Below are 12,124 nucleotides of genomic sequence, written 5' to 3'. Positions count from 1 at the left end.
AAAAAAATTAATACGCTCAAAAAAAGACTTAAAAAGGTAGTTAACAAAAATTAAGAAGGAGTAGAATCTCTCTCATTTGAAAACTCCTTAAAAAATTTTCAAAAGAATAGACAATTCCTCTCCTTCTATACTCGGTTTTTATAATTTATTTGAGATTAAAGTTATACCGCATCCGACAAACTAGTAAAGGTAAAGTCTCTAATCTTCATTGGTGGAATCAAACTTCCATCAATCCGTTGAGGTTTACCTAAAGCTTCAAGGTTATTTAGCATAATTACAGGGCTTTCATTAAACCTAAAGTTCTTAATAGGATACTTGATTTCACCATTCTCAATATAAAATGTACCGTCTCTTGTTAATCCCGTATAAAGCAAAGTTTGTGGGTCAACGGACCGGATATACCATAAACGAGTCACTAAAATACCTTTTTTGGTCCCCTTGATTAATTCCTCAAGAGATTGATTTCCGCCCTCCATTATAAATCTGCCTGGAAAAGGTACCGGATCAACTCCTTTTTCTTTAGCCCAATACCGGCTATAATAAAGATTTTTTACAACACCATTCTTTATCCACTCTATTCTCTCCCGAGGAAGACCGTTATTACTCCATGTGGAGTATGGAATTTCAGGATGTAATGGATCGGAATAAACATTAACTCTTTCGTCGAAAAGCTTTTCTCCTAATTTATTTCCTCCTCCTTTTTTAGAAAGGAAGCTTCGGCCTTCATCTGCGGGCCTTGCTCCCAAATTTCTAGCCATGTTGCCCAATAGGCCTACAGATGCGGCAGGTTCAAGAATAACGGTATATTTCCCTGGTTCCAGTGCCTTAGCCTCTTTTGAGGACGCTGCTTTTTTAACAGCAATGGAAGAGGCCTTAGCAGCATCAAACTTACTTACATCATTAAAATCACGACTAACCCATCCCGAACCAGAGCCATCCTTTGTCCGAACCGTTAGAGTAAAGCTAACATCTGTACTTTTCTCATAAGCAAAAAGTCCTTTGGAATTCATCATTCCCGCAAAGTCCACTGAATCCTCAAAAAACCCTGCTGCAACCAAGCCATTTTCAGCAGCCTGGTTAATACTACTTGCGGCCACTTGAGCACGGTATTCAGGAGTAATTTCCTCTGTGGATTTAAAAGCCTGCTTGGATTCCTTATAAACTTGGGGGCCTAAAGCTTCCACAAATTCTGGGTTTTCCGGAGCTAATTTTGCCAATTCCTCAGAACGCTTTACGACTTTTTTTAAGGATTCTTCATCAAACTCATTGATCGTGGCTATTCCTGATTTTTTACCATAACTGGATTCTACAACCAGGTCAACATTGGACTCTGCACCAGAGGTAGAAACTGTATTTCGGGCATAACGAATATTTCCGCGTTCATTTCCATAAATGGTAACGATACATTGATCTGCCCGTGAGTAGCTAAGGACCTTTTCCATGATTCCTTTAGCTTCCTCTTTGGATAATATTGCCATTTGATATTTTCTAGATTTAAATTTTACACTCAATTATAAAATTAGCCATTAAATCTTACGACCTGTATTAATGACATTAACACCGTCAAAACGGGTGGTAGAACTTCCATGTGAAACTGCACTGATCTGACTAGGCTGTCCTTTCCCATCGAAGAAGGATCCAAACAATCGATAGTCATCTTCATCACATATTTTAGAACATGAATTCCAAAACTCCTGGGTATTAGACTGATAAGCCACATCGTTCAACATTCCAGTAATCTTTCCGTCTTTAATTTCATAAAAGAGTGTTCCTCCAAACTGGAAATTATAGCGCTGTTGGTCAATAGAGAAAGACCCCCTACCTACAATATAAATCCCCTTTTCTACATCTTTTACCATGTCATGAACAGAGTATTTCTCTTTACCTGGAGCAAGAGAAACATTTGGCATTCTTTGAAACTGTACAGAACTCCAACTATCGGCATAGCAACAACCATGCGACTCTTTTTCTCCAATAATATGTGCTTGGTCTCTAATAGCCTGGTAATTCACTAAAGTTCCCTCTTTAACCAAATCCCATTTTTTGGTTTTTACCCCCTCATCGTCGTAGCCAACCGCCCCAAGGGATCCTGGCTGAACTTTATCAGCAAAAAGATTTACCAAATTATTTCCGTAATTAAATTTTTTGGTTTTCCATTTATCTAAGGTAGCAAAACTAGTTCCTGCATAATTGGCCTCATAACCTAATACCCTATCCAACTCAAGTGGATGACCAACAGATTCATGAATGGTTAGCCCCAAATGGTTAGGGTCCAGTACTAAATCATATTTGCCGGGCTCTACCGATTTGGCTGTAAGCATTTCCTTCGCCTGTCTACCTGCTGCAGCCGCATCCTCTATCATATCATAATATTTCCCATAATGTGTTAGACCCGCCGGACCTCCTACTTTTCCTTCTGGTCGAGCATCCATGTATTCAAAACCCATACCCATAGGAGCAGATAAAGCCTGACGAGACTTAAACTTGCCATTTTCTTTATCAATTGCCGTTGCGCCAAAGGTTGGCCAAATCCGATGAATATCTTGGTTAATATAAGAGCCTTCAGTAGAAGCAAAATATTTTTGCTCATTTACAAGAAAAAGAGCCGAAGTAACAAAATTTGCTCCATTTTTCAGGGCTTCAGAATTGGCTGTTAACAAAAGGTCAACCTTTTCTTTTACCGGAATTTCAAAACCATTCTTTTCAATAGGTGTTTTCCAGCTCACTTCCCCATGTCCTTTCAAGGGAACCAAATTAACCGGCTCCTTTTGGATTTTCGAATTTGCTAAGGCAATGGCAACAGCCTGTTCTGCCGCTTTTGCAATTCCTTCATCAGTCACCTCATTAGTGGCCGAGAAACCCCAGGTTCCATTTGCTATTACTCGAATACCGGCACCAAAAGACTCTGTATTAACAATATTTTGGACCTTATCCTCACGGGAATAAATAAATTGATTAAGGTAGCGGCCAATCCGAACATCCGCATAAGTAGCGCCCTTCGAAGTGGCTGCATTCATAGCCACATCGGCTAAACGTTTGTTAATAGCCGCATCTACCGGAGCGGTATTCGCTTCCAAAGGTAGGGCATGACCAAGCAAAGGCACAGAGAGCATAGCTCCGCCGGCCCCTAATCCGGCCAATTGAATAAAATCTCTTCTTTTCAAAGGTTGTCCTCCTGTAATGGTTAAAAGTGAAAAATTGATTTAATAAATTGCTACTACTATGGAAATTTAAGTTTAAGGAATTAAAAAAATAAAATGAAAAAGGCCTAAGAAATAATTCCCCTTTAATTAAGACACGGAAAATAAATAGCCTAGATTCTAAAAATTAACTCCTATTTAACTTAAAGGTAGATTTAATTATAATACGCCAAAATTCGACTTACCACAATTAGTCCAACCATAATAATATGAACAATAAATGACTATTCAAAATAGAAAAGACAGAGAGTGACAAAGGGAATGAAGAAAGGGATTTCTTAAAAAAGAGGGATTCAGGTTACTTTATTGGAAGAATGGAATTGCAAAAGCCACTATTAAAAATACCTAACCAGCCATAATCACTTATAATAACCTGAAAATAAAACAAATACGGAAACAATAATCCTACTCAAAATGATTAACCTCGATTCATAATTTCTACCACGGTCCTCTAAATGGATTAAAAAGTTTACATTCTTTTTACTTTTTCAAACCCCAAATTTCACTCAACTTTTTTAACAAATTTAGCTCCATTACAACTTTCCTGAAAAGTACAGGAAGAACAACCAGAGCTGCAAGCCGAGTCTAAGGACTTTTTCCTAAAAGATTTCAAAATCTTCCATAAAACAAATAAGAAAGCTATCCCAATAATGCAATAAGTAATAATTTCCTGTACCATAGATCAAATGATTAAACTTCCCAGCTGATAAATAATAAATGCCATTACCCAAGCCAAGACGGTTGTATAGGATTGTATAAACACCACCCACTTCCAGCTTCCAGCTTCTTTCCGGACCGCAGCTGCCACCGAAACGCAAGGAAAATAAATCAGTACAAAAATCAAAAATGCAAAAACCTTCAGAGGGGTGTATACTTTCTGCCCCTTATTGGGACCTTCTTGATAGGTATGTTCTTGCAATTTATGCATTAAACTTTGAGAATTTTCATCCGCATCTTCCCCAGCCTGATAAAGGACACCCATTGTACTTACCACAATTTCTTTGGCGGCCACTCCCGTCAGCAAACTGACTCCCATCTTCCAATCAAATCCTAAAGGTCGAATCGTTGGTTCAATCCATTTTCCCAATCGACCGATATAAGACTTTTCAAAGCGTTCTTGTTCTTTCTTCTCCTCAATTTGTTCTATTTGATCAGCCTTTTCCAGCTTTATTTTCTCGCTGACAATACTATTTTCACCTCCTAAAGACGAAACTTCCTGGGACTGCAACATTTCTATTTGTTGGTCATAATCCTGAGAGAAATGTACCTCTCTGGGAAAATATCCTAATGCCCAAACTAAAATGGAGGCCACCAATATTACTCCACCCATTTTTTTTAGGTATTGAGAGGCCTTATTCCACATGTGAATAATACTGGCTTTTAAAGTTGGCAAACGGTAGGGAGGTAATTCCATCACAAAGGGAGCTTCTTTCGATTTGAAAATCACTTTTTTGAAAAACACTGCCACCCCCACGGCCAATAATATCCCTATCAAATAGATCACAAAGAGCAATGTTCCCGCATGGGCTGGAAAAAAGGCACCTGCAAATAAAATGTAGATGGGTAATCTGGCACTACACGACATAAATGGATTTATCAACATGGTAAGCAAGCGATCATTCCTATTTTCCAAAGTTCGCGTAGCCATCACAGCAGGAACATTACAACCAAATCCCATAATTAAAGGTATAAAGGATTTTCCGTGAAGCCCTAGCTTGTGCATGAATTTATCCATGATAAAAGCCGCACGAGCCATATACCCTGTATCTTCCATTAAAGAAATAAAGAAGAAGAGGATCATAATGTTGGGTAAAAAAACAATTACACCTCCTAACCCTCCAATAATACCGTCCACTAAAAGCCCCTTCAAAGGTCCATCATCCATATGGGATACAATAAAGTCACCAAGAGCTGCCACCCCGTTGTCGATCATATCCATGGGGATTTGCCCTAAACTAAAAGTGAGGGTAAACATCAACCACATTAAAAATAGAAAGATGGGAAAACCCCATATCCGATGTGTAAGTAAGAGATCGATTTTATCCGACAAGCGCTTTTTATTGACTTTATTCTTCTTAAGCGTCGGCTCTAAAACCCCTTCAATGAAACTATATTTTTGATCCGTCAATACCGTTTCACTATCTTCCCCAAATTTTTGTTCAATACTTTGAACCTCTTTCCTTCCTACAGAAACCACTTCATCGGCTCCCATAGTCTTTTTCAATTCTCTATTGATGGCCTCATCCTTTTCCAAAATCTTAATGGACAGAAAGCGTGTAGAAAGCCCCTTTAAAGACATAGGCAAGGGGGTTTTGACCAACCTTGATTGAATTCTTTCAAGAGATGACTCTACTTCTTTTCCATAATGGAGGCTGAGCCTATTACTATTAACCTGTTCCTTATAGACTTCCAAAATTTTAGCAAAAAGCTCTTTTATTCCTTTTCCCTTTGAACTTACCGTTGGCATGATGGGAATTCCAAGAGCTTGCCCCAAACCTTTATTATCTAGTTGATCCCCGCCCTCCAATAGTTCATCGTACATATTTAGAGCTATCACCACCTTGACCCCCATGTCCATTAATTGAGTTGTCAAGTATAAATTTCTCTCCAAATTGGAAGCATCTATAATGTTTACGACTACATCAGGGTTTTCCTCCAATAAATGCTGGCGAACAAACAATTCTTCAGGGCTATGAGCAGTCAGAGAATAAGTTCCTGGCAGATCGGTAATATGAAAAGTATAGCCATCTTGTTTAAACCTTGCAGTTTTCGTATCAACGGTAACGCCAGTGTAATTACCTGTACGTTCTTTTGAACCTGAAGCTAAATTAAAGAGAGTGGTTTTTCCGGCATTTGGATTACCCACAAGGGCTACTTTAATATTCCTTTTATCCTTTTTTAGAACACTGACCCTTTCTTCCAATCGGTGAACTCCAAAAAAATTATTCCCTATTGAATCTTGTTCATCAATAATTGTTTTTATTTCAATAAGATCAGCTTCCGTTTTTCTCAAAGAAACTTTATAGTCCATGATCTGATACTCAATAGGATCCTTTAATGGGGCTTTTTTTACGACAAACACATCTTTTCCCTTAATAAAACCCATTTCCGTAAGGCGTTTACGAAAAGCCCCATTCCCTTCAACTCTACTTATTACTGCGGATTCCCCTATTTCAAGCTCAGACAGCTTCATTATTTCAAAATCTTTTTTCCTAAAAACTCAGGATTCTTGTACAATTATTTTGACGAATTACACCCTTGTTTTTAATAAATCCAAATAAAACTAGCTAAAGAATCTGGGACCAACAGGATAAAAATTTGAAAATGCCCTTAAAAAATGAGGCTATATTACTGCACTTAAAGCAATTAACAATTAAAAACAATGTTAAAAATAGAGGAAAAACTAGAGGAGCCAATTTTTCCAATGTTACTCAAATTCTTCATATTAAGACCTAGTTAGGTAATAAGGAATAAACATTTTCACTTAAATTCTATAAATCGGCAATATCAAATAATGGTTTACACCTCAAAAGCAGTTAATCCTATAAATTTTCTATTTTTGCAATCCTATGGATAAAAATAAAAGGCCGGTGACGGATTGGCTTCCGATCACCAAGAAAGAAGTTGAGATGCGTGGTTGGGAGGAATTAGATGTAGTGTTATTTTCTGGAGATGCCTACGTCGATCACCCCACTTTTGGTTCAGCGGTAATTGGAAGAATAATCGAAAGTGAAGGATATCGTATCGCCATTGTGCCTCAGCCCAACTGGAAGGATGATTTAAGAGATTTCAAAAAAATGGGAAAACCACGCCTGTTTTTTGCCATTTCCGGGGGATGTATGGACTCCATGGTGAACCATTATACCGCCAATAGACGACGTAGATCTACTGATGCATATACACCAGGTGGTCAATCGGGATACCGACCGGATTATGCCACTTCCGTTTATTCCAAAATTTTAAAAGAACTTTACCCGGATGTTCCGGTCGTAATTGGTGGAATTGAAGCCTCTCTGCGAAGAGTTACTCATTTTGATTATTGGTCGAATCAGTTGATGCCTTCTATATTAAAAAGCAGTGAAGCCGACCTCCTTATTTATGGAATGGGAGAACAACCATTAAAGGAAATATTAAGATTATTGAGCAAAGGAGTTCCTTTTGATTCCATTAAAAATATTCCTCAAACGGCCTTTTTACAGGATCGACTAGCTCCCTTGCCAAAAGTTAAAAAGTGGGAAACCGTTGAGTTAAATTCTCACGAAAAGTGCTTAAGAGACAAAAAAGCATTTGCTGCTAATTTTAAAAATGTAGAACAAGAATCCAATAAATTATATGCCCGCAGGATTTCCCAGGGAATAGGAGATCAAATGTTAGTGCTCAATCCTCCCTATCAAACCATGACTGAAAGGGAAATTGATGCTTCTTTTGACCTTCCCTACACCCGATTGCCACATCCCAAATATGAAAAAAGAGGTACCATCCCGGCTTTTGAAATGATTCGTTTTTCAATCAATATGCACAGGGGTTGTTTCGGAGGTTGTAGTTTCTGTACGATCTCTGCCCACCAGGGTAAATTTATTGCCAGCCGCTCCGAAGAATCTATTATGAAAGAAGTGGAACAAGTAGTCAATATGCCGAACTTTAAGGGCTACATTTCGGATTTGGGAGGTCCATCTGCCAACATGTATAAACTTAAAGGAAAGGTTCAATCAATATGTGATAAGTGCGTGAGTCCCTCCTGTATACACCCAGTTATTTGCAGCAATTTAGATACAAATCATGAGCAAATGACCAAGGTTTATAAAAGAGTTGACAAACACCCAAAAGTTAAAAAAGCCTTTATCGGAAGTGGAATCCGTTATGACCTTTTAACGAAGAGTTATAATAAACATGCCGATGAAAGCATCGATGAATATATGGATCAAGTAGTGAAACGCCATATCTCTGGAAGACTAAAAGTAGCCCCTGAACATACTTCAGAAGATACCCTTCGGATCATGCGTAAGCCTGCCTTCAAACATTTCCATGAATTCAAAAAGAAATATGATAAGGTGAACCAAAAAAATGGACTAAACCAACCTTTAATTCCTTATTTCATTTCGAGTCACCCTGGCTGTAAAGAAGCGGACATGGCTAACTTGGCAGCTGAAACTAAAGAAATGGGCTTTCAACTTGAACAGGTGCAGGATTTCACCCCTACTCCAATGACAGTAGCCACAGTCATTTATTATTCTGGATATCATCCCTACACCTTAAAACCCGTTTTCACTGCCAAATCAGATAAAGAAAAACGTAATCAACACCGGTTTTTCTTCTGGTACAAAAAAGAAAACCATCAGTGGATTAAAGATAAATTGGCAGCTGAAGGAAGAAAAGACCTTGCGGATAGATTACTTCAGCCACAACCATTTGAAGGTCAAAAAGGAAAAAAAGAACGGCGATCCAAAAAAACGACATTTCAAAAAAGGGAAAAGTCTAAAAAAAGAAGGTTTCGAGGATAAATGGTTGAACCATGATTTATGGAATAAATTGATTTAAGGGTCACTGATGAAATTATTCATAGTCTTTTTTAATGAACATTTTTTATTTGTGCAATTAAAAAACACAATCAGACTTTAACTCCACAAATCATGGTTCAACCCATTAAGACCCTAGTCCTTATTAAACCCAACATTCCTTTCATTCCCTCATATTGTTATTTCCCGTAGTTTTAAATTAGTCTATAACCTTCTTTCATAAACAATAGAGTATTAAAACCCCTTTTTACTATAAACTTTGAATTCAAAAACCAAAACCTGACTCTATAGGTCGATGGTATCGGAGGATGATTTAGAAAAGGGTTATGAATAAATTATGGTTGTCGCTCCTAATTTTAATCTTATCTACATATTGGGCGATGGCACAAGATCCTCAAGACAAAACCCTTTCCGACTTAAATAAGCCGTTAATAATTCTTCCTGAAGACACTATGCGGTATTGGAAAGTGGGGGGTTTTTATAATCTCCAATTTAACCAAAACTTTTTTGTAAACTGGTTACCCGGAGGAAATAATTCCACGGCTTTAAATAGCATTTTATTCACTTATGCCAATTATGCCAAAAAGAATATACAATGGAGAAACAATCTAAAACTAGCTTACGGCTTTTCACGAACGGTTGATAACATTACAAAAGAAGTATCTGTCTCAAAAACCGATGATCAGATTGAATTCCACAGTGACTTTTTAGTAAAAGCCTTTGAGAAACATTGGTATTGGATAGTTTCACTCATTGCCAAAACACAATTTGCCCCTGGATTTTCCCAAGATGATGACAGTGATATCCCCACTTCCCGGTTTGCAGCCCCCCTTTATATTTATTTGGGAGCTGGTATAGCTTATTCACCCGATCAATTTTTTAACGTGGGATTAATGCCAGCAGCCCTCAAATTTACGGTTGTTTTAGATCAACGACTAGCTGACGCTGGGGCCTATGGTGTATTAAATGCTGTTCGAGATGAAAGAGGTAACATTATTGTTCCCGGAAAAAACCTTAGGGTTCAATTTGGGGGAATGGTTACCTTCTACTACCTAATTGAAGAGATTGCAGAAAATTTAAGTTTTCAGACTAACTTTTGGTTATTTGTAAGTTACTTTGGCACAACAAGAAATGTTAGCACTAACTGGCAAGGCATTTTTAATCTAAGGTTAAGAAAGTGGCTTACAGCAAGTTTAAATATCCAATTCTTTTATGACAATCAAGTAGGAAATATACGTGTTATCGATGATTTAATTCAAATTGAACGGCCCAGAATGCAACTTAAGGTAGTATTTACCCTGAATCTACAAATTACATTTTAAAGATATCAAAAAGATATTCCTCTAAATAGGATTGATCCACGGGATGTGATCGAAAACCAATGTAGCCATCAGGCCGGATTAAAATCAAGCCCGGCTTTTCACATTCAAATGCACTATGTAGCTTATTTTCATAATCAATAAAAATTGAAGTTTTATATTCTATTGAATTAAGGGCATATTGTTCATGGAAAATAAAATGAACATCTATCACATCCCTATACTCATCCATCCACAGGCGATAAATATTCTTCAACTTAACTAAATCCAATCTTTCATCCGGACATCCAGAAAGTAATAATAGCTGGTGATTCTCAGATTTCAATAAGTCAAACAAGTATATGCATTTTTCAAAATGAAGAGGTTTAAATTGATAATTATCAATCCTCTGACCAGCTTTCACTCTGTAATCTACTTTTTTCCATGAGGAAGTCAACCATCTATCATTCACTATTGGACTTCCACTGTAGTCAATATTTATTCCAGACAATTTATTAAAAAAACGTTTTCTTACCACCTTCTTTTCCAAAAAGAAAGGTAGGACATACTCCTTTAACCAAATTAAATAAGGATTGGAAGACCTAAAAAATCTCATGAGCATATCCGTGAATTTCACCACATTAGCACCTACCTTTTTTCTTTCTGAATTATAACTTTCCAATAATTTCCTTGGTGCTTTTTCTTTCAACACTAAAGACAGTTTCCAAGCCAGATTAGCGACATCTTGTATACCTGTATTCATTCCCAAAGCCCCAATTGGGCTATGAATATGGGCCGCATCTCCCGCAATAAAGATATTCCCCTTCTGAAAATGACTAGCTACTTTATGGTGAAGTTTAAAAAAAGTAATCCATTCGTCACAATTTACTTTTAAAGCTTTAAAGCCTCTTTCTACCATCACCTTCCTGACTAGATTAAGATCAGGTTTTGGTAAATCTTCAAAGGTCTTAACAGCAGGCAATTCAAACATTAACCTTCCTAAATGTTCCCCCAAAGGGATAAAGCCGGTTAATCCTTGGGCGTCAAATCGTATAAGTCCCCCATCAATTTTTTTTTCCCAGTCAATAAAACAATCTGCCAAAAGCCAAAAATTAGGATAAGTCCCTCCAGAGAACCGAATCCCTGCCCCTTCCCTTACCTTGCTGTGGGCCCCATCACAACCAATCAGGTAATGAACATTTTCTTCCTCACCTTCTCCATCTCCTCTATTCAACTGGCAATGAATGACATTATTCTTCTCATGGAAAGCTTCTAACTGATGCTCCCACTCTACTTCAATTCCGTACTCGCTCAATTTTGCCGCTAAGATACTTTCAATTTTGCTCTGGGCTAAAATCCATATAAAACCATATTTACTTTGGATCAACCCCTCTGCAGAAAAATGTATTGTTCTTTTAACAGTTTTGTAATTAAACCCCTTAAGTGATTGTCCTTCCCTTAAGATTTCTTTGATCACTCCCAATTGATCAAAAATCTCCAAGGTTCGAGCATGAATACCAAACGCTCTAGATTCTGTGCTTGGTCCTTTCTTTTGATCTATAATGCGAAAAGCAATCTTATACCTATGTAATTGCAAAGCTAAAGATAAACCTGTTGGACCAGCACCAACAATCAATACTTCAGGGGAGTCGCTTGACAAAACAAATTCATTTTAATGGAACTAATAGAAGTTACGGGGAAGGGCCTGTGAAGAAAGGAAAGAAACCCAATTGAAAATAAGATTGATAAAGTTAGTAATAATCAAAAAATTAATCCATCCCTAAATATCAAATTAACTTGGGTAAACCTTAAATTGAAATCTGAAGGCTAATCTTAGTTAGGGTTAAATATTCGAATGGATCTTTAGAAAAGGGTTATTTCTTTAAATTGTTCTCAATTTGGAAATAAGGGCAGCATAAAAAATTAATTCAAAAAAATTTCAAAAAAACATTAATGTATAACTCACTAAAATTCAGTCCAAAGCCGAAAAAACACTGATTTAAGTTAATTAAAAGGGGAAATGGAAAGAAAAAAGACTTGCATTTTTGCCAACAATAAGACTATATTTGCACTCCGTTTTGGCGAGGTAGCTCAGTTGGTTAGAGCGCAG

At 37.3% G+C, this 12,124-nt stretch carries 7 protein-coding genes; 2 read left to right on the top strand and 5 right to left on the bottom strand.

The window, feature by feature from the left end; genetic code table 11:
- Positions 1–161: 161 nt before the first annotated feature.
- The 4 genes from E1171_RS17360 to feoB form a co-directional block, all read right to left on the bottom strand.
- Positions 162–1,478 (bottom strand): TldD/PmbA family protein, encoded by a 1,317-nt coding sequence (locus E1171_RS17360; protein WP_155207322.1) that lies wholly within the window; start codon positions 1,476–1,478, stop codon positions 162–164.
- Positions 1,479–1,526: 48 nt separating this feature from the next.
- Complete coding sequence (locus E1171_RS17355) at positions 1,527–3,164, bottom strand: TldD/PmbA family protein (RefSeq protein WP_155207321.1); 1,638 nt, start codon at positions 3,162–3,164, stop codon at positions 1,527–1,529.
- A gap of 538 nt (positions 3,165–3,702) precedes the next feature.
- Positions 3,703–3,879, bottom strand: a complete 177-nt coding sequence (locus E1171_RS25015) for a FeoB-associated Cys-rich membrane protein (protein ID WP_155207320.1) — start codon at positions 3,877–3,879, stop codon at positions 3,703–3,705.
- Between the two features lie 3 nt (positions 3,880–3,882).
- On the bottom strand, positions 3,883–6,393 hold the full coding sequence (gene feoB, locus E1171_RS17345) for a ferrous iron transport protein B (protein ID WP_155207319.1): 2,511 nt from the start codon (positions 6,391–6,393) through the stop codon (positions 3,883–3,885).
- A 376-nt stretch (positions 6,394–6,769) separates the two neighbouring features.
- On the opposite strand from feoB, the gene E1171_RS17340 reads away from it, so the two are divergent.
- Positions 6,770–8,701, top strand: a complete 1,932-nt coding sequence (locus tag E1171_RS17340) for a YgiQ family radical SAM protein (RefSeq protein ID WP_155207318.1) — start codon at positions 6,770–6,772, stop codon at positions 8,699–8,701.
- A gap of 341 nt (positions 8,702–9,042) precedes the next feature.
- Positions 9,043–10,038, top strand: coding sequence for a DUF3078 domain-containing protein (locus E1171_RS17335; RefSeq protein ID WP_155207317.1), 996 nt, complete (start codon positions 9,043–9,045; stop codon positions 10,036–10,038).
- Here the strand turns inward: E1171_RS17335 and E1171_RS17330 are convergent.
- On the bottom strand, positions 10,028–11,674 hold the full coding sequence (locus E1171_RS17330; protein WP_155207316.1) for an FAD-dependent oxidoreductase: 1,647 nt from the start codon (positions 11,672–11,674) through the stop codon (positions 10,028–10,030). The two genes, E1171_RS17335 and E1171_RS17330, sit on opposite strands and share 11 nt — an antisense overlap.
- Positions 11,675–12,124: the final 450 nt, after the last annotated feature.

Source organism: Xanthovirga aplysinae, assembly GCF_009711365.1.
Taxonomy (GTDB): Bacteria; Bacteroidota; Bacteroidia; order Cytophagales; family Cyclobacteriaceae; genus Xanthovirga; species Xanthovirga aplysinae.
Note: the sequence above shows the minus strand (reverse complement) of the source record. Positions and strands in the feature narration are given on the sequence as shown.

What these genes read in the sequence shown, in the direction of transcription:
- E1171_RS17340 (WP_155207318.1), top strand. Translation starts at nt 6,770, where the DNA reads ATGGATAAAAATAAAAGGCCGGTGACGGATTGGCTTCCGATCACCAAG.
- E1171_RS25015 (WP_155207320.1), bottom strand. Translation starts at nt 3,879, where the DNA reads ATGGTACAGGAAATTATTACTTATTGCATTATTGGGATAGCTTTCTTA.
- E1171_RS17360 (WP_155207322.1), bottom strand. Translation starts at nt 1,478, where the DNA reads ATGGCAATATTATCCAAAGAGGAAGCTAAAGGAATCATGGAAAAGGTC.
- E1171_RS17335 (WP_155207317.1), top strand. Translation starts at nt 9,043, where the DNA reads ATGAATAAATTATGGTTGTCGCTCCTAATTTTAATCTTATCTACATAT.
- feoB (WP_155207319.1), bottom strand. Translation starts at nt 6,393, where the DNA reads ATGAAGCTGTCTGAGCTTGAAATAGGGGAATCCGCAGTAATAAGTAGA.